The sequence below is a fragment of the Pragia fontium genome (assembly GCF_900638655.1).
In the GTDB taxonomy this organism is placed as follows: Bacteria; Pseudomonadota; Gammaproteobacteria; order Enterobacterales; family Enterobacteriaceae; genus Pragia; species Pragia fontium.
Window position 1 is genome coordinate 2795947 of sequence record NZ_LR134531.1, and the last position, 22763, is coordinate 2818709.

A 22763-nucleotide genomic window follows, 5' to 3' on the forward strand; every position below is an offset into this window, starting at 1 on the left:
AAACACCTTCGGTGTTGTAAGGTTAAGTCTCACGGTTCATTAGTACCGGTTAGCTCAACGTATCGCTACGCTTACACACCCGGCCTATCAACGTCATGGTCTTTAACGTTCCTTTAGTGGACTCAAGGTCCAAGGGAAGACTCATCTCGAGGCAAGTTTCCCGCTTAGATGCTTTCAGCGGTTATCTTTTCCGCACGTAGCTACCGGGCAATGCCATTGGCATGACAACCCGAACACCAGTGGTGCGTTCACTCCGGTCCTCTCGTACTAGGAGCAACCCCTCTCAATCTTCCAACGCCCACGGCAGATAGGGACCGAACTGTCTCACGACGTTCTAAACCCAGCTCGCGTACCACTTTAAACGGCGAACAGCCGTACCCTTGGGACCTACTTCAGCCCCAGGATGTGATGAGCCGACATCGAGGTGCCAAACACCGCCGTCGATATGAACTCTTGGGCGGTATCAGCCTGTTATCCCCGGAGTACCTTTTATCCGTTGAGCGATGGCCCTTCCATTCAGAACCACCGGATCACTAAGACCTACTTTCGTACCTGCTCGAGCCGTCACTCTCGCAGTCAAGCTAGCTTATGCCTTTGCACTAACCTCACGATGTCCGACCGTGATTAGCTAACCTTCGTGCTCCTCCGTTACTCTTTGGGAGGAGACCGCCCCAGTCAAACTACCCACCAGACACTGTCCTCAACCCCGATTAGGGGCCAAAGTTAGAACATCAAACATTAAAGGGTGGTATTTCAAGGTTGGCTCCACGCAGACTGGCGTCCACGCTTCAAAGCCTCCCACCTATCCTACACATCAAGGCTCAATGTTCAGTGTCAAGCTATAGTAAAGGTTCACGGGGTCTTTCCGTCTTGCCGCGGGTACACAGCATCTTCACTGCGAGTTCAATTTCACTGAGTCTCGGGTGGAGACAGCCTGGCCATCATTACGCCATTCGTGCAGGTCGGAACTTACCCGACAAGGAATTTCGCTACCTTAGGACCGTTATAGTTACGGCCGCCGTTTACTGGGGCTTCGATCAAGAGCTTCGCGTTGCCGCTAACCCCATCAATTAACCTTCCAGCACCGGGCAGGCGTCACACCGTATACGTCCACTTTCGTGTTTGCACAGTGCTGTGTTTTTAATAAACAGTTGCAGCCAGCTGGTATCTTCGACTGGCTTCGGCTCCATCCGCGAGGGACTTCACCTAATGCCAGCGTGCCTTCTCCCGAAGTTACGGCACCATTTTGCCTAGTTCCTTCACCCGAGTTCTCTCAAGCGCCTGAGTATTCTCTACCTGACCACCTGTGTCGGTTTGGGGTACGATTTAATGTTACCTGGAGCTTAGAGGCTTTTCCTGGAAGCAGGGCATCAACTACTTCATCTCCGTAGAGACTCGTCATCACGCCTCAGTGTTTAATAGTCGTCCGGATTTACCTAAACAACCCACCTACACGCTTAAACCGGGACAACCGTCGCCCGGATAGCCTAGCCTTCTTCGTCCCCCCTTCGCAGTAACACCAAGTACAGGAATATTAACCTGTTTCCCATCGACTACGCCTTTCGGCCTCGCCTTAGGGGTCGACTCACCCTGCCCCGATTAACGTTGGACAGGAACCCTTGGTCTTCCGGCGAGCGGGCTTTTCACCCGCTTTATCGTTACTTATGTCAGCATTCGCACTTCTGATACCTCCAGCAGACCTCACAGTCCACCTTCGCAGGCTTACAGAACGCTCCCCTACCCAACAATATTTTCATATCGCTGCCGCAGCTTCGGTGCATGGTTTAGCCCCGTTACATCTTCCGCGCAGGCCGACTCGACCAGTGAGCTATTACGCTTTCTTTAAATGATGGCTGCTTCTAAGCCAACATCCTGGCTGTCTGTGCCTTCCCACATCGTTTCCCACTTAACCATGACTTTGGGACCTTAGCTGGCGGTCTGGGTTGTTTCCCTCTTCACGACGGACGTTAGCACCCGCCGTGTGTCTCCCGTGATAACATTCTTCGGTATTCGGAGTTTGCATCGAGTTGGTAAGTCGGGATGACCCCCTAGTCGAAACAGTGCTCTACCCCCGAAGATGAGTTCACGAGGCGCTACCTAAATAGCTTTCGGGGAGAACCAGCTATCTCCCGGTTTGATTGGCCTTTCACCCCCAGCCACAGGTCATCCGCTAATTTTTCAACATTAGTCGGTTCGGTCCTCCAGTTAGTGTTACCCAACCTTCAACCTGCCCATGGCTAGATCACCGGGTTTCGGGTCTATACCTTGCAACTATGACGCCCAGTTAAGACTCGGTTTCCCTACGGCTCCCCTATTCGGTTAACCTTGCTACAAAATATAAGTCGCTGACCCATTATACAAAAGGTACGCAGTCACACCCCTATAGAGTGCTCCCACTGCTTGTACGTACACGGTTTCAGGTTCTGTTTCACTCCCCTCGCCGGGGTTCTTTTCGCCTTTCCCTCACGGTACTGGTTCACTATCGGTCAGTCAGGAGTATTTAGCCTTGGAGGATGGTCCCCCCATCTTCAGACAGGATATCACGTGTCCCGCCCTACTCATCGAACTCACAATCTGTGCATTTTGGTGTACGGGACTATCACCCTGTATCGCGCGACTTTCCAGACGCTTCCACTAACACACAAACTGATTCAGGTTCTGGGCTGCTCCCCGTTCGCTCGCCGCTACTAGGGGAATCTCGGTTGATTTCTTTTCCTCGGGGTACTTAGATGTTTCAGTTCCCCCGGTTCGCCTCATAACACTATGTATTCATGTTATGATAATGTGTCGAAACACACTGGGTTTCCCCATTCGGGTATCGCCGGTTATAACGGTTCATATCACCTTACCGACGCTTATCGCAGATTAGCACGCCCTTCATCGCCTCTGACTGCCTAGGCATCCACCGTGTACGCTTAGTCACTTAACCTCACAACCCGAAGGTGTCTCTTACAAGACGCTTTCGTGCTGCAAATATTGAGAGACTCGCTCAGTTCAACAATAGAAGTCGTAAAACTCATTGTTGCTGAGGATTCAAATTTCAGCTTGTTCCGGATTGTTAAAGAGCAATATTTCACAGCACACTGACCGTAATCAGTACACTTTGAAATAATTTATTGGGGATAGTTGGTCTTTATGGTGGAGCTAAGCGGGATCGAACCGCTGACCTCCTGCGTGCAAGGCAGGCGCTCTCCCAGCTGAGCTATAGCCCCATAAAGAACAGCACACCTTATTTCGTTCACTTTATCGCCACTTCGCTTAACCGCCGGTGATTTCAACGCGAGTAACGCAATGTGCAACCGCACATGAGTAACGCAGCGCTTGAAAGCGACAAGGATAAGTAGAAGTGGTGGGTCTGAGTGGACTTGAACCACCGACCTCACCCTTATCAGGGGTGCGCTCTAACCACCTGAGCTACAGACCCAATAAGGTGCTTAAGATTCAAGGCTCGCTCAAATCTTTTTGCTCTCTTTTCATTTCATCAGACAATCTGTGTGGACACTGCACTTAACTGCGTATCTTTTAGGTAAGGAGGTGATCCAACCGCAGGTTCCCCTACGGTTACCTTGTTACGACTTCACCCCAGTCATGAATCACAAAGTGGTAAGCGCCCTCCCGAAGGTTAAGCTACCTACTTCTTTTGCAACCCACTCCCATGGTGTGACGGGCGGTGTGTACAAGGCCCGGGAACGTATTCACCGTGGCATTCTGATCCACGATTACTAGCGATTCCGACTTCACGGAGTCGAGTTGCAGACTCCGATCCGGACTACGACGTACTTTATGAGGTCCGCATGCTCTCGCGAGTTAGCTTCTCTTTGTATACGCCATTGTAGCACGTGTGTAGCCCTACTCGTAAGGGCCATGATGACTTGACGTCATCCCCACCTTCCTCCGGTTTATCACCGGCAGTCTCCTTTGAGTTCCCGACATTACTCGCTGGCAACAAAGGATAAGGGTTGCGCTCGTTGCGGGACTTAACCCAACATTTCACAACACGAGCTGACGACAGCCATGCAGCACCTGTCTCAGAGTTCCCGAAGGCACCAAAGCATCTCTGCTAAGTTCTCTGGATGTCAAGAGTAGGTAAGGTTCTTCGCGTTGCATCGAATTAAACCACATGCTCCACCGCTTGTGCGGGCCCCCGTCAATTCATTTGAGTTTTAACCTTGCGGCCGTACTCCCCAGGCGGTCGACTTAACGCGTTAGCTCCGGAAGCCACTCCTCAAGGGAACAACCTCCAAGTCGACATCGTTTACAGCGTGGACTACCAGGGTATCTAATCCTGTTTGCTCCCCACGCTTTCGCACCTGAGCGTCAGTCTTTGTCCAGGGGGCCGCCTTCGCCACCGGTATTCCTCCACATCTCTACGCATTTCACCGCTACACATGGAATTCTACCCCCCTCTACAAGACTCTAGCTTGCCAGTTTTAAATGCAGTTCCCAGGTTAAGCCCGGGGATTTCACATCTAACTTAACAAACCGCCTGCGTGCGCTTTACGCCCAGTAATTCCGATTAACGCTTGCACCCTCCGTATTACCGCGGCTGCTGGCACGGAGTTAGCCGGTGCTTCTTCTGCAGGTAACGTCAATGTAAGCACGTATTAAGTACCTACCCTTCCTCCCCGCTGAAAGTGCTTTACAACCCTAAGGCCTTCTTCACACACGCGGCATGGCTGCATCAGGGTTTCCCCCATTGTGCAATATTCCCCACTGCTGCCTCCCGTAGGAGTCTGGGCCGTGTCTCAGTCCCAGTGTGGCTGGTCATCCTCTCAGACCAGCTAGGGATCGTCGCCTAGGTGAGCCATTACCCCACCTACTAGCTAATCCCATCTGGGCACATCTGATGGCGAGAGGCCCGAAGGTCCCCCTCTTTGGTCTTGCGACGTTACGCGGTATTAGCCACCGTTTCCAGTAGTTATCCCCCTCCATCAGGCAGTTTCCCAGACATTACTCACCCGTCCGCCGCTCGCCGGCAAAGTAGCAAGCTACTTCCCGCTGCCGCTCGACTTGCATGTGTTAGGCCTGCCGCCAGCGTTCAATCTGAGCCATGATCAAACTCTTCAATTAAAAGCTTGATGCTCAAAGATTACTTTCGTAATAAAACGTCTGTAATAAATTACAAATGAATTACTGCTTGGTCACTCTTTAAGACTTGGTATTTTTTGTTGCTGAACACCGAAGTGTTACAGCGTGAGATACCGTCTTGTGAGTGCCCACACAGATTGTCTGATAAATTGTTAAAGAGCATGGCCAACAGTAGCTTCGCTTGCTGTGGCACGGGCTGCGTATACTACGCTTTCCCGCTACAGAGTCAAGTGTTAAATCACAGATTTATTCATCTTAAACTCTGTCTTCGCCGGCTGTTGCCGGGTCAGTGGAGGCGCATTATAGGGATTCAGATTTATCTGGCAAGTGCTAATTGCAAAAAAATTACTGACTGCTGATTGTTTAAACAAAAACATCTTAAATTGACTATTACGACAACAATTTCAATCAGTGAACGTTCTTTCTACAGAGATCTTTCCATTTTTATCAACTTCATTTTACCCTTATATCTCTGTCATAGACTTTTACTCTATCCTGATAACATGCTCTATCCAGCATTTTCCTATTGGATATATATTCTGCTCGCCATTGATAGCGAGCAGAATATTCACTAAACCTCATTTAAAAAGCTTTGTTATCATGCTCAAACATAACGACTCGATACAAAAGTGTATCCAGCGCACTCGTATCTTGCTTTGACTCCTCAGCACATTCATCAAATGCTTTTAACCCATACCGGTCCAACTCTTGTTCAATAAAATGATGAATACATGCCAGCCGGCTACCATACTGAGATTCTGTATGGCTCCTCTTTATCTCAAGCAGATAATCTATTTCGGACAGTAATGCTTTATCATGAACAATATCCAGCAATAGTGAGAATGGCATAGGCGGAACCGTTGATCGTTCTTCTATCCATTTAACCGCTAATAATGGACGCAATACATAAAGGTATTTTTTCAGCCTGACGCTTTCTCCCTGTAGATAGCCGCGAAAATTCTTTTTGGCCATCGACAGATAGTGATATTTCGCCCTTAATCCAGAAAAGAACTCAACGGCCAGCTCGCGTAAAACCGTCATAAACGCTTCATCCTGCCGATACACAATGGGAGAGTCCAACCATTCCAGTAGTGTTGGGTTAGCCCGTTTTAGTAACCCCAGCGTTTTACGCAATTCCCAACCACTGATATCTAACTCATCATCCAACGGTCTTTCAATCACATCACGACCAGGTTCCACCGTTAAATACCACCCAGGCTTATGAACATAGATAAACCGTACGTCATAATCGCTGTCTGTGGATGCAAATCCCCATCCACGACTTCCTGACTCACAGGCGTAAAGAATTTTAACGTCGAACTTCCGTTCAATTTCCGTCAGTTCTTCCAGTACGCGTTTTTTCATTTCCACAGAAACAGGATGTTCATCAGCCGACAACGATCTTTTTGTTATCAGTAAACCGTTTTCCATATTATCGACTCCTTATATTTTCAATAATTCTCATCTATTCACCGACAAGATATAGCTAATTGCGTGCCAACTTTCTGCAACCTTGAAAAAAACCACGTAATCCATTGTTTTAAAATACCTTAATAAAAATCCGTCAAATCATTTGCTTTATAGCCGCAGAAAGAAAAGTAAGATATCTTATTCTTGCAGATAATATTTATATTCAGGGATAAGGAATGAAGCGAGTAGCAATTGGCGTATTAGGGACGGTACTGGATAAACGTGGCAAACGTGAAAATCGCTGGAATAAGTGGCGCCCAACTATCGGTTTATGTCAGCAAGCAGATTTGCCTCTGGACAGATTAGAACTGCTCCACCAGCCTAGAGATCGTGGTATGGCTGAGCAAGTCGCCGAAGATATTCAACAAACCTCACCACAAACCGAAGTTAAGCTAACGCCAATCACGCTACACAATCCTTGGGATATTGAAGAGGTCTATACCACTCTGTTGGATTTTGCCGAGCACTATCCCTTCGATCCAGACAATGAAGAATATTTGGTGCATATCACCACCGGTACTCACGTTGTCCAGATATGCTGGTTCTTGCTAACGGAGGCGCGCTATCTTCCGGCTAAACTGGTGCAAACAATGCCGGATAGAGAGTCCGGCAGAGGAGAAAATCCGGTCAATCCTGCCGGAGGATATTCCATCATCGATCTGGATTTGAGCCGCTACGATCAGATTTCAACCCGGTTTCAACAAATAAAAGAACAGTCTCTGTCGTACCTGAAGGCGGGAATTGCGACTCGAAATGCCACTTTTAATAAATTAATTGAAGAGATAGAACGCGTAGCCGTTCGTTCTACTGCACCAATTCTGATGATTGGCCCAACGGGAGCAGGTAAATCTTTTCTGGCTCGTCGGATTTATGAACTAAAGCTGGAAAGACACCAAATCAATGGCCGATTTGTTGAAGTTAACTGCGCTACTTTGCGCGGCGATAGCGCTATGTCCACTCTGTTTGGTCATGTTAAGGGCTCATTTACCGGAGCACAAACCGATCGTTCTGGTCTGCTACGAACCGCCGATGGAGGAATGCTATTTCTGGATGAAATAGGCGAATTAGGATTGGATGAGCAAGCGATGCTATTGAAAGCCATTGAAGAGAAAAAATTCTTTCCATTCGGTAGTGACAAAGAAGTACAGAGCCACTTCCAACTTATCGCTGGTACTCATCGGGACTTGCGTAAACAGGTAAGTGAAGGTTTATTTCGTGAAGACCTGTATGCTCGAATCAATTTGTGGACTTATAAATTACCGGGGCTTGCCCAACGTAGTGAAGATATTGAACCCAATCTGGATTATGAATTAGCACGCTTTGCCCGAGAACATGGGGAACAAACCCGTTTTAATACCGAGTCGCGTCGTAAATATCTGACGTTTGCCACCTCAAGCGACGCTCTCTGGTCAGGCAACTTTCGCGAACTAGGTGCATCAATAACTCGCATGGCAACGCTGGCAGAATCAGGAAGAATTACTGACACCGTGGTGTGCGATGAAATAAAACGTCTACAAGATGGCTGGGGATATACCACAAAAGAAATAGCCTTACCTGAGATAGAACAGCCAATAGACTTATTTGATTACTACCAACTAAAAGCAGTCATTGAAGTATGTAAAACTAGCGTTAGCTTATCAGAAGCCGGCAGAAAACTGTTTGCGGTTTCCCGCCAACAGAAACAAAATCCCAACGATGCCGATAGATTAAGAAAATATCTGGCACGTTTTGATTTAAATTGGGAACAGCTAAAGCAAATGATGGCGGAAAAATAGCGCGTTTAGGCCAATTTCTTCGTATAAAAAAGGGCGACATCTGTCGCCCTTTTCGATTGATTATCACTACATTATGAATTACTGCTTAGCCACAATCTTATCATTTTCAACATCCAACTCTACCGGCACGCCAGGTAATAGCTGACCAGATAAAATTTGCTGTGCCAATGGATTTTCGATTTCCTGTTGGATCGCCCGTTTCAATGGACGTGCCCCATACACAGGATCGTAACCCTCTTTTGCCAGTAAATCTAACGCGGCTTCAGACATGGTAATCATATAACCACGATCTTCCAGACGCTGATACAAACGCTGTAGCTGGATGCGTGCAATGGATTTAATCATGCTCTCACCCAACGGATGGAAGACCACCGTTTCATCAATACGGTTGATGAATTCCGGACGGAAGTGATGGCTTACCACGCTCATCACTAACTCTTTCATTTCACCATAATCTAACTCACCAAAACGCTCCTGAATCATATCGGAACCTAAGTTAGAGGTCATAATGACAACCGTATTACGGAAATCAACGGTACGCCCTTGCCCATCAGTCAAGCGGCCATCATCCAACACTTGCAATAGAATGTTAAAGACATCCGGATGCGCCTTCTCTACTTCATCCAGCAAAATAACGGAATATGGCCGACGGCGCACGGCTTCGGTCAAGTATCCACCTTCTTCATAACCGACGTATCCCGGAGGTGCCCCGACTAAACGAGAAACGCTGTGTTTCTCCATAAATTCGGACATATCGATCCGCACCATCGCATCATCACTATCAAACATAAAATTAGCCAATGCCTTAGCTAACTCAGTTTTACCTACCCCTGTCGGCCCAAGGAACAGGAAAGAACCGATTGGTCTATTCGGATCTGATAAACCGGCACGGCTACGGCGAATCGCATTAGATACCGCTTCAACCGCTTCATTCTGGCCAATCACTCGGGCATGGAGTTGTTGCTCCATACGCAACAGTTTGTCACGCTCCCCTTCCAGCATCCGATCAACAGGAATACCTGTCGCCTTCGCCAGAACCTCAGCAATCTCTGCATCCGTCACTTTATTACGCAGCAGCTTCATAGTCTTGCCTTCAGACTGCATCGCTAATGCCAACTGTTTTTCCAGTTCAGGAATTTTACCGTACTGCAATTCAGACATACGCGCTAAATCGCCAACTCGACGAGCCTGTTCCAGAGAGGTTTTCGCCTGTTCCAGTTCAGTCTTAATGGTTTGCGTTCCTGACAATGCCGCTTTTTCAGATTTCCACTCTTCATCTAATTCAGAGTATTCGCGCTCTTTTTGCTCTAACTCTTCGTTCAGCATATCCAGACGTTTCTTACTGGCATCATCAGACTCTTTCATCAGCGCCTGCTGCTCCAGTTTTAACTGAATAATCCGGCGATCCAAACGATCTAATGACTCAGGTTTAGAGTCCATCTGCATACGAATGCTGGATGCAGCTTCATCGATCAAGTCAATGGCTTTATCCGGTAATTGACGATCGGAAACATAACGATGCGACAACGTTGCCGCCGCGACAATGGCCGGGTCAGTAATTTGCACATGGTGGTGCAGTTCATAACGTTCTTTCAGACCACGCAGAATCGCGATGGTATCTTCTACCGTTGGTTCAGCCACATAAACTTTCTGGAAACGACGTTCCAGCGCCGCATCTTTTTCAATGTACTGGCGATATTCATCCAATGTAGTTGCACCAACGCAGTGTAACTCACCGCGTGCCAACGCAGGCTTCAGCATATTCCCGGCATCCATCGCACCGTCGCCTTTACCCGCCCCCACCATGGTGTGCAATTCATCAATAAACAGAATGACGCTGCCTTCCTGTTTAGCTAAATCACTGAGTACACCTTTCAGACGCTCTTCAAACTCTCCGCGATATTTAGCTCCAGCGATCAAAGCCCCCATATCCAGAGAAAGTACCCGTTTATTTTTCAGACCTTCCGGAACTTCACCATTAACAATACGCTGGGCCAAACCTTCGACGATGGCGGTTTTACCTACGCCAGGCTCACCAATTAATACCGGATTATTTTTGGTTCGACGTTGTAATACCTGAATAGTACGACGAATTTCTTCATCACGACCGATAACCGGGTCTAGCTTGCCTTGTTCAGCCCGCTCAGTCAGGTCAATAGTATATTTTTTCAGCGCCTGACGTTGATCTTCCGCATTGGCATCATCCACGCTTTCACCACCTCTTAATTGGTCGACGGCTTTCGTCATCTGATCTTCAGTTGCACCGGCTTTCTTAAGCAGATCGGCTAACTGGCCTCGCTCCTGCAACGCAGCAAGAATAAACAGTTCAGAAGAAATAAACTTATCGCTACGTTTTTGAGCCAGTTTGTCACACAGGTTTAAAATACGGACTAATTCATTAGACGGCTGAACATCACCGCCAGCACCTTCCACCTGTGGAGCACGACTCAATGCATCATTCAGGTCACCGCGCAGGCGATTAACATTAACGCCAGCTGAAGTCAGCAGTGGAGCAATGCTTCCACCTTCCTGAGTTAACAAGGCACTCATTAAGTGAATAGGTTCTATAAATTGATTATCTCGACCCAGCGCCAATGATTGTGCATCAGCCAGAGCGAGCTGAAATTTGCTGGTAAGACGATCCAAACGCATAACACCTCCAGGAATAGGACTAGTATGTTGCTATGCAGTATAGATGAAGGTTGCCATTGCTTTTTTCAAGGCTAAAGTCAATATAAATTATTAAAGCTAGTTCACAGAATTAGGAACTCATTAGCTTTAATAGGCTAGTCAAGCCAAATTAAACTGGCCATTCTGCCGGTTTGTTGCTCTCGGCGATAAGAGAAAAATAACTCCGGTTGGCTTACCGTGCAGTAATCTCCACCATATATATGTTGCACACCTAATGCATTCAAGCGTTGGGTAGCCAACAAATAAATATCAGCTAAATATTTATCGCCCCTGGCTTTAAAGGCCAATTTGGCCTGAGGATCAACACTAATAAAAGCATCCCGAACTTCTGAGCCAACTTCAAACTGTTCTGGACCAATAGCCGGCCCCAGCCATGCCATTATGTTTTCTGGTTCAGCGCTAAAATGTCCGACAGTTTGTTCGAGAATACCGGCTTGAAGTCCACGCCATCCGGCATGAGCAGCAGCAACTTCGTTACCCGCAACGGAACAAAACAGTACCGGTAAACAGTCAGCGGTCATAACCGCGCACACCTTACCCGGCGTACTGGTGTAGCTGGCATCAGCCTGCTGAGAGGTAGGCAAAGTCGAATTCAGCGTTAATACATCAATACCATGAACCTGTTCAAGCCATATAATATCGCCGGATACCCCCACCTCTTGAACCAAACGATGGCGATTAGATGCGACCGCATCAGCATCGTCACCAACATGATCCCCTAAATTAAAGGTATTAAAAGGTGCGGCACTAACACCACCATGGCGTGTCGTACTCGCTGACTTGACCCCAACGGGCAAATCCCATTCCGGCGTTATTAATGATGTCATTACCAGTTCATCTCATCTTTAAAGATTTCAGTATCTGCTCGTAGTGCCGCAATTAGCTGTACCATATCATCAGGTAATGGCGCATGCCATTCCATGAGCTCTCCAGATATCGGATGATGTAAGCGCAACATGATGGCATGTAATGCCTGGCGGTCAAAACTGCGTAATGTTTTGATAAATTCTTCAGATGCGCCTTTTGGAGGACGAGGTCGACCACCGTATAACTGATCGCCAACTAATGGGTGGCTAATATGTGCCATATGCACACGAATTTGGTGAGTCCGCCCAGTTTCCAAACGTAAACGTAAACGGGTATGGGCGCGGAAGTGCTCCATAATACGATAATGGGTTACCGCTGGTTTGCCCATCGGATAAACCGACATATGCGTCCGCTTGGTTGGATGACGAGCAATCGCTGCGTCAACGGTTCCCCCACCGGCCATCGTACCAATGGCTACCGCTTCATATTCCCGAGTTATTTCCCTTGCCTGAAGCGCTTCCACTAAACGTGTTTGGGCTGGAACGGTCTTCGCAGCCACCATTAATCCAGTGGTATCTTTATCCAATCGGTGAACAATACCCGCACGTGGCACATCGGCAATCTGTGGATAATGATGTAGCAACGCATTCAATACCGTACCGTCTGGATTACCAGCACCGGGATGCACCACAAAGTCTCTGGGCTTATTAATAACGATAATGTCGTCATCTTCATAAACAATATTTAATGCAATATCTTGAGCTTCCCAGCGTAGTTCTTCTTCGATCAGTGCATCAATTGATATACACTCACCCCCTAGCACCTTTTCTTTAGGTTTGGAGATTATTTGACCGTTTACCGACACGCGCTCCTCTAATATCCATTCTTTTATACGAGAACGTGAATAATCAGGGAACATTTCGGCCAAAGCCTGATCTAATCGTTGACCGAGTTGCGACTCGGCAACCGTTGCTGTGAGTTGTACTTGCTGTGACATAAAATAACTTCTTAAGTTTTAAGTTGGGTTTTAGCGGCAATGCCGTTTAAAATACTATGCTATTGTAACTGGTACTCATCGGAAGCTGAATGGATAGCTTCCCGAACAACACTCTGAGGATAAGCAAAACGTCATGATGCGTATGAAATATTTAGTAGCCTCTGCCATATTAAGCCTGACGTTGGCAGGTTGCTCATCGGACACTATCCCCGATAATCCGCCATCGGAAATGTATGCAACCGCGCAAGAAAAACTTCAAAGCGGTAACTTCCGCGCAGCAATTACCCAACTGGAAGCGCTGGATAACCGATATCCGTTCGGCCCTTATTCGCAACAAGTGCAACTGGATCTCATCTACGCTTACTATAAAGCTGATGATCTACCATTGGCACAGGCAACTATCGATCGTTTCTCTCGTTTAAATCCAACGCATCCTAACATCGATTACGTGATGTATATGCGTGGCATAACCGATATGGCCTTTGATGGTAATACCATACAAAACTTTTTTGGTATTGACCGTTCTGACCGCGATCCACAGCATGCCCGCGTAGCATTCCGCGACTTTACTCAGTTAGTGCAAAACTTTCCACAAAGCGCATATGCCGCAGACGCCCAAAAACGTTTAGTGTTCTTACACAATCGTTTGGCTGACTATGAACTTTCCGTAGCGCAATATTACACTAAGCGCGGCGCTTTTGTTGCAGTAGTTAATCGCGTAGAGCAAATGCTGCGTGATTATCCTGACTCACGAGCAACTCGTAAAGCATTACCGTTAATGGAAAACGCTTATCGTCAGTTACAACTGCCAGCGCAGGCTGATAAGGTCAAAAAGATTATCGAAACCAACGATATTAAAGCATAGTTGCTTTTCCTGTATCACTCACAATCGCTATGCATAAGCATAGCGATTGTTCTCTTCACTTCTGCTCTCCCTTTTCATGTTATCTCTTCTTCACCTCTAATAAATTTAATCTGCCAATATTTACATTATTCATGAAACTCGCTAATTTATTCAATTGAGCCATTTCAATTGAATAAAAATTCATTATAAAGAGAGATACTTATGGATCGGCGGACACTTTTAAAATCATCAGGTTGGCTTTTGGGCGGTCTGACACTTGGTAATCTGGCTTCTGGTGTAGCCAGAGCTAGCCAAAATACTCAAACGGCTAACAGCATTGCCAGCGTTTTACCTATTCCAACCAAGCAACAGCCGTTATTGCTTAACTTCAATGAAAACTCCCTCGGCATGTCGTCTAAAGCACAGCAGGCCATCGTTCATGCATTGCCACAAGCTTTTCGCTATCCGGATGCAGCCAGAGAACAACTTATTGAGAAGATAGCCGAAAGTCATAAGCTAAAAGCGCAAAATATCTCATTAGGTAATGGTTCTTCAGAATCTATTCAGGCTGTAGTTCAGATGGCCATTTATCAGGCTCAGAAAGCCGGCCAGAAAATTCAGGTTATTGTACCGGATCCAACGTTTAACTATGCCGAACTCTACGCCAAAGCACTGGGCGTAGCCGTCATCAAAGTCCCGCTAAACGACAAGCTGGCTTTCGATATTGATGCGATGAAAAAGTGTGCTGACGAATTCCCTGGGGTATCCATCATTTATTTATGCAACCCAAATAACCCAACCGCGACAATTACGCCAGCTGAAAAAATTGAGCCATGGATCAAAGCCGCTTCTGAACGCACGCTTTTCTTGCTGGATGAAGCCTATGCCGAGTTTGTTACCGATTCTCACTTCCGCAGCGGCATTGAACTGATCAAGCAAGAATTTAAAAACGTTGTGGTCACCCGCACTTTCTCCAAAATTTATGCCTTGGCCGGACTGCGCATTGGCTATGCGGTTGCCCATCCCGATATTATTTCTCAAGTCGAAGCATTTGTTTCTTTGGATAATACCAATACCGCAGGTGCAGTAGCCGCATTGGCATCACTGGAAGATAAAACCTTCCTGACCATCAGTCGCACATCGGTTGAGACATCGCGCAAAATTGTGACCAACGCGCTGGATAAGCTGGGATTGGAGTACTTACCTTCACAGGCAAACTTTATATTCCATAAAGTGCCGGGCGAGGTAAAAGTCTATCAAGATAGAATGAAAGAATATCATGTGTTTGTCGGTCGGGAATTCCCACCAGCAGTAGGCTGGAATCGCCTGACGCTGGGTACGCCGGAAGAGATGACCACTTTCGTTAGCGTACTGAATGAATTCCGTGTCAAAGGCTGGGTGTAATACAACATAAACAATGAAATCCAGCTATAAAAAAAGGGCTTAGCATTGCTAAGCCCTTCGTATAACTAATCGCTTTCGGATGTTGCTTAAGCTTTGCTGCCAAGACGCTCTTTGATACGAGCAGACTTACCGGCACGCTCACGCAGATAGTACAGTTTAGCTTGACGAACGGCACCACGACGCTTAACAGAAATGCTGTCAATGACCGGTGAGTGAGTTTGGAATACACGCTCTACGCCTTCGCCGTTAGAAATCTTACGAACAGTGAATGCTGAGTGCAGACCGCGGTTACGAATCGCGATAACCACGCCCTCGAATGCCTGCAGACGCTTTTTAGTACCTTCAACAACCCATACTTTCACTTCCAGAGTATCACCTGGACGGAATGATGGGACGTCTTTCTTCATCTGTTCTTGTTCAATTTGCTTAATAATGTTGCTCATAATTTCTCTCTTACCCTAGGTAAACTGAAACTGCGGGAACGGTTACCCTTCCCTTATTAGTCTTGCTGCTTATGTTCCTGTTGGAACTGTTTAAGCAACATTGCTTGCTCATCAGTCAGAGCTAGGCTTTTTAGAAGCTCAGGTCTTCTAAGCCAGGTGCGACCCAACGACTGTTTCATGCGCCAAAGACGAATATGCTCATGGTTGCCCGAAAGTAATACTGCCGGTACATCCATGCCATCTAACACCTCAGGGCGAGTATAGTGCGGACAGTCCAACAGACCGTCAGCAAACGAGTCTTCCTCAGCCGACATTTGATGTCCCAATACCCCCGGAATAAAACGAGAGACGGAATCAATCAACGTCATTGCGGGAAGTTCGCCGCCGCTAAGCACATAATCACCGATAGACCATTCTTCATCGACTTCGGTTTGGATTACGCGCTCATCCACGCCTTCATACCGACCACAAATCAGAATCAACTTCTGACTGGTTGCCAGTTCGCAAACCCCTTGTTGGTCTAGTTTGCGTCCCTGTGGCGAGAGATAAATCACCTTCGCCCCTTCGCCTGCCGCTGCTTTTGCTGCGTGTATTGCATCCCGTAAGGGCTGAACCATCATCAACATACCAGGTCCACCGCCATATGGGCGATCGTCTACGGTACGGTGTCGATCGTATGTGAAGTCACGAGGACTCCAACAATTTACACTCAGCAGGCCATTTTTTACTGCTCGGCCGGTTACCCCATAATCAGTAATCGCGCGGAACATTTCGGGAAACAGGCTAATGACACCAATCCACATACTTCACGTTCCATTTGCTACTACCGCCCGACGTTTAATACGCCGAATACGGAGTTAGAAACCAGGATCCCAATCAACCTCAATCGATTGAGCAGCGAGATCTACTTTCTTGATAACTTGTCCATCCAGGAACGGGATTAAACGCTCCTTCGCACCAAAAGCATCTTTCAGGTTAGCCCTAACCACCAGAACATCGTTAGAACCGGTCTCCATCATATCGGTGACTTTACCCAGTTCATAACCTGAAGTGGTTACCACTTTACAACCCATAAGGTCTTTCCAGTAGTAATCCCCTTCTTCCAGGGTCGGCAGTTGTTGTGAATCAACGGCAATTTCGCAATTGGTTAATCCATTGGCAACGTCCCGATCGTCAACGCCTTTCAGCTTGATGATCAGATCCTGATTGTGGCGTTTCCAGCTTTCTAACTCGATAACGCGCCATTCACCAGCCCGCTGGATATACCACGGCTGATAATCGAAAATACTTTCAGACTGCTCGGTGGATGAGAACACTCTGAGCCAACCCCGAATGCCATATGTAGAACCCAGTTTCCCAAGAACTATCGGATTTAGTAGCTTGCTCATAGCAGACACCCAGACAAATTATGCAGCTTTGTTTGCGTCTTTGATCAGCGCAGCAACGCGATCAGAAACGGTTGCACCCAGACCAGTCCAATGATTGATACGGTCCAGATCTAAACGCAGACGCTCAGCCTGACCAGAAGCGATCGGGTTGAAGAAGCCTACGCGTTCGATGAAGCGACCGTCACGTGCATTACGACTGTCGGTCACAACAACTTGATAAAACGGACGCTTTTTTGCGCCGCCACGAGCTAAACGAATTGTTACCATAACATCCTCATTAGTTAATAAAACACGCAGACCCCATCGAGGAACGGGGTCTGGTGCAATATAAAAAGCCCGAAAAGTTTACTCATTTTGGCGCAAAAAGCAACCTAAAGCGCCTGATATTAATGATTCAATCCCAAAAGAGAACCAAAATAAACTTGGCATGGCTAATAACCCAGCTAACTTACCATATAAATTCAATTGATAGCGTCGCTATATTACTTTTTGGCACATTTAGTTTTTTTATTAAATAAAATCTAATAGCCGTTTACCCGACCTGACTCACCGTTTCGTTTAAAAAACAACCGGAATTTTGAAATTCACCCTTTCTATTGTCGACTGCTAACCCGTTCAAGAAACATAACCTGATGTAAAAACGCTATCGAACTCGGGCTCAAAGGGTGGTTAAAAGGATTTTATTTCGCTCTGAAACTAACGTTATACTCGGACTCCATGATAAAAATAAGGTTATCATTATGTCAGCTATCCTTTCTTACCTATCCCAACATCAGAACAGTATCTTGTCCGATCTGGAACAACTGGCCAACGCAGAATCGCCTTCCCATAACAAAAATGCAGTTGATGCCTGCGGTCAGGTGTTACAAAAGCTGTTTATAGCGCATTTAGGCGTTACCGCAGAAACCTTTCCACAAACCCAATATGGCAACCATTTGGCATTTCATATCGGTAACGGCTCGCAAAAGATTCTGATTTTAGGGCACTTCGATACGGTTTGGGATATCGGGCGCTTAACCTTACGTCAGGAAGACGGAAAACTGTTTGGCCCGGGCGTTCTGGATATGAAAGGTGGACTGATTCAAGCTATCTGGGCAGTGAAAGCATTAAAAAAACTAAACCAGCTTGGCGATCGCCAAATTGACTTCTTATGTAATGCCGATGAGGAGTTGGGTAGTCCAAGCTCACGCGCCATCATTGAACAACAGGCTCCAAATTATCAACAGGTTTTGGTGGTAGAGCCGGCAACCGCCGGAAACGGTGCCTTAAAAACTGGTCGCAAGGGTACCGGACGTTTTTATGTTCATATCAAAGGTAAAGCTGCCCACGCGGGCAATAATCCGGAAGACGGTATTAGCGCGATTCAAGAGATGTCTTATCAGATTCAATATCTACATTCTCTCAATGCGCCACATAATGGCACCACGGTTAACGTCGACGTTGCCAGCGGAGGCAGCGTAATTAACGTTGTGGCAGAAGAGGCTAACCTCTGTATCGACGTGCGGGTTACTCGTTTGGATGAAGCAGAAAGAATTCATCATGCTATCTATGGCTCTGTTGCCAAACTTGACGGTATCCAACTGACCGTCACCGGAGGAATGGTTCGTCCACCGATGGAACGTAATCAAGCTTCTGGAGAACTGTTCGCCAAAGCGCAAGAAGCAGCAAAAGCCCTTGGCTTTGATATTAGTGAAGCCTCTGTTGGAGGCGGTAGTGACGGGAACTTTACCGCAGCCTTGGGCATTCCAACGCTGGATGGCTTAGGCAGTACTGGCGCAGGTCCACACGCAGAATATGAACATATTATCATTGACGACTTAGCCAAACGTTCTGCGCTACTGGCAGAGTTAATCGTTAGGTTATGATCCTCGTCATATTTGAAGTCTCAAACTAAGTAAAAACTGCACATAAAAATAGCCTAAGGCTTCTAATATTTTATGTGCAGTTTTTCTATATAACATTTAAATCATAAGCAACGTTAACAGCACAATAAACCCATTAAAAACTTTACCGTTTAATTAAAGCTGCTCAATATTACCTTCCTGTTTTACCATTTTTGCTTTTTTAACCAGCTATCGTGTAACCACTTTTCCGTTTGACGTCCAGCTCTAATGAAATCCCAGTTAATGTCTCGTTCAAATACCATAACGCTACTATCTGGCGCTACAATTACCCAAAAATAGAGGCCGTTATCCCGATTTCTGGATTTCACTTTCATGCCCGTTAAGGTTATTTTCTTGCCATCCGTATCTAACACTACTTCATCGTGAGGCGCTACCCATTGAACATCCATGACAGGAAGCAAGTCTGCGGCATATTCAGCCAAAAAATCTCTGGCGATAGTTTCGGCATTCTCCTTGCTTACTTGCTGCCCCACCGCCAATTGTGGACTCATACGAGCAAAACCTTTAAGGCGCCCTTCTGTATCAAGAACAAAAGAAACCTGAGCATAACCATAGCGAATAGAGTCACTCGTTTGAGGCTGATATCTACTTAAAGTAATCGGTTGTTTATCCATTAACCCATCAATGGTGAACAATATTTGGTAATCCAGCTCAGATAGAGCCAAGCGCTGTTTATAACTGTCAACATTCATCATCATCACTTCAACCTTACTTAATCCATTTGCTTTAACCGGTGAAACTGAATACATAACCAACGAAAACAATGCCAGTAGTGAAACTGATATGCTCTTTTTAGCGGTCATGCCATATATCCATAGACCTAATCCAGTGAGTGTAAAACTTAAAACAGGCACCATAATCTCTCCTCCATATTGTAAAGAAAGCGAATTTCCCAGGCTTACGCCAAAAAATAAAATGAATGTATATAAAGAAACCGCAAGCCCGCGAACTTCAGGCAGAGAGCGTTGACTTATTAAGCCAATCACTCCGGGAATAGCGGTGCTAATCGCAGCCACAAATATCAAATGAAAAACCACTACGAACCAAATCGGAATCAGGGCAAAAAGATACTGGCCAAATAACGATATTCCCGCAGCTATTAATGCATAAGCTATGGTTCTTTCTGGCCCATACTTTGTGATAAACCTTGTCACCAACAAAGGCATCAACATACAGGGAATTGCCATCAACCTTAGACCCGCTGGATCCAAGTTAATGGTTGCTAAAGAAGTCGCAAAAGCGGGTTCTTGAGTTAAATAAATATAAAAACTAACTAGACTGGCCAATATGAAAAATGATGCCGCATAAGCTTTACGTAACGCATGAGAAAATAGAGTGGGAAGTACTGAAGAGATAATCGTTAAAACGCCCGTATGCTGACTAATCGTATGCCGATCTTTTAGCAATGAAATAGCCAAGAATGACAGCCCATAGCAAATACCAAGTATTAACATTGGCCAAAATAATCCATCAATAATCGTCGCTTCACCAAACCACTGACCGATAATGCCGGATAATAAAAAAGCACTGCTCATCAATGCAATACCACGCAGCTTATTTCTAATCTGAAGATTCTCACTCATCCAGGCTAATGCGACCGGAGGAAAAGCCGCTGCAAAGAAACCCTGAAATGCCCGCATTATGAGCACAGAAAGAAAATGGTCATTCAGAGCAATGGCGAAAGTTAGTGAGGTTAATACTGCCATGGTAATCAACATGATTCGTTTGCGCCCAAAACGATCTGAAATGGGGCCCCAAATCAACATGCCAACGGCATAGAACAAAATAAAAGCTGAAGTAAGCAGCCCAATCTGCTGCTCGTTAACCCCCATAATACGACTAAGCAGTAATGTTACGGGCAACAAGAGATATAGCTGAGTGACGATACATAAAGCAGCTATTGGAAAAAAACATAGTGAACATAAGTCACGAGACAACCTTATCATTCCCTTACACTCCCCCAAAATGAATTAACACAACAATAATTGTCGTTAAACTACAATTATTGAAGAAATAAAGCAACGATATTGTTTATCTATCTTTCTTTGATGGATAACGACTTTAGCGATAAGATGAAATGAGTCAGGATTCATACAGGTAATAAATAGCCATGAACAACAAAAAATCTGAAGACTTAGAACAGGCTTACTGTGATTTTTTAAGCAATGTGATTGTTGGTATTAGTGAAGTGTCCGAAATGACTGGGGTTCCAACCAGGAAATTAAGATATTGGCAAGAAAAGGGGATTATCCAGTCGGTTGATCCTGAAGCAAGTTCACGTCAATTTGATTTAGCTAATGTAAAAAAAATTCTGTTAATTCAGGAGTTAATTGAAGATGGCTACTCATTAGATGGAGCTGCGGCTAAAGTCGAGAAACGACTACAAAAGATTGGCAACTTACTCAATGTTATCAGCCTGTCTAAAATTATATAATTAAAAACATAGCGGTTTATAAATTATCAGTTATGTGGAAAGCCATTGATACTCTTTTGAATAACCAGAGTAATCCATCAAGTTTATCCTCTGTCTATACAACAGACCGGAGCATAATGAATGAAACTTAAAGAATCCGGCATCACTGATACACAGGTTGGCAAAAACGTCGTTATTTATTCACCCGTTAATATCTACGGATGTACTTTAGGGGACGACGTTTTTATCGGCCCCTTTGTTGAAATTCAAAAAAACTGCGTAGTCGGTCGCCAATCCCGCGTTCAATCACACACCTTCATCTGTGAGAATGTCAACATTGGTGAAAACTGCTTTATTGGCCATAACGTGACTTTCGCTAACGATCTTTTCACTCAGGGAGCGCCTAATCCCGACGCTTCAGACTGGCTACACATTATTATTGAAGATAATGTTTCCATTGGCAGCGGATCTACCATTCTTGCCGAAAAAATATGTAGTGGGACAGTGATTGGTGCCGGTAGTGTGGTAGTTAAATCCATTACTGAAAAAGGCATCTATGCCGGTAATCCAGCCCGATTATTAAGGAAGCTATGACGACTACCAGAAGATTCCCAATAACGTTAACTTAATTGTTGGACGCTATCGCTTCTCTAATAAATCCTTTACTGCTCTGTAAAGCCTGCTTTGCTTGTTCTGCACTCATGCCAGTTAATACCATTACAATGGCAGTTTTACAGTGGCGCTGGCATTGGGAAAGCGCATTTTCTGCCTCTTCTCGACTACATTCAGTAGCCTGCATCACTATATTCTTTTGTCTTTCCACCAGCTTGGCATTCGTCGCTTCTACATCAACCATCAAATTGCCATACACTTTGCCAATTTTAATCATTGAGCCAGTAGTCAGCATATTGAGCACCAGCTTTTGTGCCGTTCCCGCTTTCATCCGGGATGAGCCGGTAATCACTTCGCTACCGACGATAGGCGTAATGGCAATATCGGCCAACTGAGCGATCGGACTTTGTGGATTACAACTCACACTCATAACCTTGGCACCCAGCGATTTAGCATATTCCATCGCCGAAATAACGTAAGGTGTTCTACCACTGGCTGCGATACCCACTAAAACGTCTCGCTCGCTGAAACCAATCATCTTTAAATCCTGAATGCCCAACTCCAGACTATCCTCTGCATTTTCTACCGCTTTAAAAATAGCCTGATGACCACCAGCAATCAGGCCAATGACCTGCTCCGGCGGAGTACCATACGTTGGTGGGCATTCACTGGCGTCTAAAATGCCTAAACGCCCGGATGTTCCAGCACCACAGTAGATTAAACGCCCGCCGTGGATAAAAGCCTGACTGATAACATCAACCGCCTCTGCAATAGCGTTAATTTCTTTCTCTACCGCTAAGGCTACTTTTTTATCTTCATCATTAATAACCCTAAGCATGTCAACCGTAGAGAGCCGATCAATATCTTCACTGGCCTGATTACGGCTTTCAGTTACCATTTTGCTCAAATCAATTTTCATCGGTGTCA

16 protein-coding genes, 2 tRNA genes and 2 rRNA genes are annotated in these 22763 nt (G+C 45.9%); 6 read left to right on the forward strand and 14 right to left on the reverse strand.

The window, feature by feature from the left end:
• Positions 1–18 precede the first annotated feature (18 nt).
• The 5 genes from EL341_RS12070 to EL341_RS12090 all read right to left on the reverse strand — a co-directional run bounded on the left by EL341_RS12070 (position 19) and on the right by EL341_RS12090 (position 6519).
• Positions 19–2929 (reverse strand): 23S ribosomal RNA (locus EL341_RS12070).
• Between the two features lie 207 nt (positions 2930–3136).
• Positions 3137–3212 (reverse strand) — tRNA-Ala (locus EL341_RS12075).
• Between the two features lie 135 nt (positions 3213–3347).
• Positions 3348–3424: transfer RNA gene (locus EL341_RS12080), tRNA-Ile, on the reverse strand.
• A 103-nt stretch (positions 3425–3527) separates the two neighbouring features.
• Positions 3528–5070 (reverse strand): 16S ribosomal RNA (locus tag EL341_RS12085).
• The 16S and 23S rRNA genes sit together here with 2 tRNA genes alongside, the layout of an rRNA operon.
• Positions 5071–5670: 600 nt before the next feature.
• On the reverse strand, positions 5671–6519 hold the full coding sequence (locus EL341_RS12090; RefSeq protein WP_074823163.1) for a nucleotidyltransferase domain-containing protein: 849 nt from the start codon (positions 6517–6519) through the stop codon (positions 5671–5673).
• Between the two features lie 215 nt (positions 6520–6734).
• On the opposite strand from EL341_RS12090, the gene rtcR reads away from it, so the two are divergent.
• Complete coding sequence (gene rtcR / locus EL341_RS12095) at positions 6735–8333, forward strand: RNA repair transcriptional activator RtcR (protein WP_074823166.1); 1599 nt, start codon at positions 6735–6737, stop codon at positions 8331–8333.
• Between the two features lie 78 nt (positions 8334–8411).
• Here rtcR and clpB read toward each other — a convergent pair whose 3' ends face one another.
• The 3 genes from clpB to rluD form a co-directional block, all read right to left on the reverse strand.
• Positions 8412–10985: an ATP-dependent chaperone ClpB gene (gene clpB, locus EL341_RS12100; protein WP_074823169.1), complete on the reverse strand. Its 2574-nt coding sequence runs from the start codon at positions 10983–10985 to the stop codon at positions 8412–8414.
• Between the two features lie 134 nt (positions 10986–11119).
• A complete protein-coding gene (gene yfiH / locus EL341_RS12105; protein ID WP_074823173.1) occupies positions 11120–11851 on the reverse strand; it encodes a purine nucleoside phosphorylase YfiH in 732 nt (243 codons plus the stop codon).
• Positions 11851–12828, reverse strand: coding sequence for a 23S rRNA pseudouridine(1911/1915/1917) synthase RluD (rluD, locus tag EL341_RS12110; protein WP_047781578.1), 978 nt, complete (start codon positions 12826–12828; stop codon positions 11851–11853). The genes yfiH and rluD overlap by 1 nt, the downstream gene beginning before the upstream one ends.
• 133 nt (positions 12829–12961) lie before the next feature.
• On the opposite strand from rluD, the gene bamD reads away from it, so the two are divergent.
• Positions 12962–13693, forward strand: a complete 732-nt coding sequence (gene bamD / locus EL341_RS12115) for an outer membrane protein assembly factor BamD (RefSeq protein ID WP_047781579.1) — start codon at positions 12962–12964, stop codon at positions 13691–13693.
• A 201-nt stretch (positions 13694–13894) separates the two neighbouring features.
• Positions 13895–15076: a pyridoxal phosphate-dependent aminotransferase gene (locus tag EL341_RS12120; protein WP_126467866.1), complete on the forward strand. Its 1182-nt coding sequence runs from the start codon at positions 13895–13897 to the stop codon at positions 15074–15076.
• Between the two features lie 86 nt (positions 15077–15162).
• Here EL341_RS12120 and rplS read toward each other — a convergent pair whose 3' ends face one another.
• Genes rplS through rpsP form a run of 4 tightly spaced genes read right to left on the reverse strand, consistent with a single transcriptional unit; the run spans position 15163 to position 17174 of the window.
• On the reverse strand, positions 15163–15519 hold the full coding sequence (gene rplS / locus EL341_RS12125) for a 50S ribosomal protein L19 (protein ID WP_047781582.1): 357 nt from the start codon (positions 15517–15519) through the stop codon (positions 15163–15165).
• Positions 15520–15575: 56 nt separating this feature from the next.
• Positions 15576–16322, reverse strand: a complete 747-nt coding sequence (gene trmD / locus EL341_RS12130) for a tRNA (guanosine(37)-N1)-methyltransferase TrmD (protein WP_047781583.1) — start codon at positions 16320–16322, stop codon at positions 15576–15578.
• 54 nt (positions 16323–16376) lie between these two features.
• Positions 16377–16907: a ribosome maturation factor RimM gene (gene rimM / locus EL341_RS12135; protein ID WP_047781584.1), complete on the reverse strand. Its 531-nt coding sequence runs from the start codon at positions 16905–16907 to the stop codon at positions 16377–16379.
• Between the two features lie 18 nt (positions 16908–16925).
• On the reverse strand, positions 16926–17174 hold the full coding sequence (gene rpsP / locus EL341_RS12140) for a 30S ribosomal protein S16 (RefSeq protein ID WP_047781585.1): 249 nt from the start codon (positions 17172–17174) through the stop codon (positions 16926–16928).
• A 473-nt stretch (positions 17175–17647) separates the two neighbouring features.
• On the opposite strand from rpsP, the gene EL341_RS12145 reads away from it, so the two are divergent.
• Positions 17648–18772, forward strand: coding sequence for a M20 family metallopeptidase (locus EL341_RS12145; protein ID WP_074823179.1), 1125 nt, complete (start codon positions 17648–17650; stop codon positions 18770–18772).
• Between the two features lie 182 nt (positions 18773–18954).
• Here the strand turns inward: EL341_RS12145 and EL341_RS12150 are convergent, their stop codons facing one another.
• Positions 18955–20757 (reverse strand): MFS transporter, encoded by a 1803-nt coding sequence (locus EL341_RS12150; RefSeq protein ID WP_126467868.1) that lies wholly within the window; start codon positions 20755–20757, stop codon positions 18955–18957.
• 164 nt (positions 20758–20921) lie between these two features.
• Between EL341_RS12150 and EL341_RS12155 the strand changes: the two genes are divergently transcribed.
• Positions 20922–21245 (forward strand): MerR family transcriptional regulator, encoded by a 324-nt coding sequence (locus EL341_RS12155; protein WP_074823182.1) that lies wholly within the window; start codon positions 20922–20924, stop codon positions 21243–21245.
• A 120-nt stretch (positions 21246–21365) separates the two neighbouring features.
• A complete protein-coding gene (locus EL341_RS12160; protein ID WP_074823185.1) occupies positions 21366–21818 on the forward strand; it encodes an acyltransferase in 453 nt (150 codons plus the stop codon).
• A 31-nt stretch (positions 21819–21849) separates the two neighbouring features.
• Here the strand turns inward: EL341_RS12160 and murQ are convergent, their stop codons facing one another.
• On the reverse strand, positions 21850–22755 hold the full coding sequence (murQ, locus tag EL341_RS12165; protein WP_074823188.1) for an N-acetylmuramic acid 6-phosphate etherase: 906 nt from the start codon (positions 22753–22755) through the stop codon (positions 21850–21852).
• Between the last annotated feature and the right edge of the window lie 8 nt (positions 22756–22763).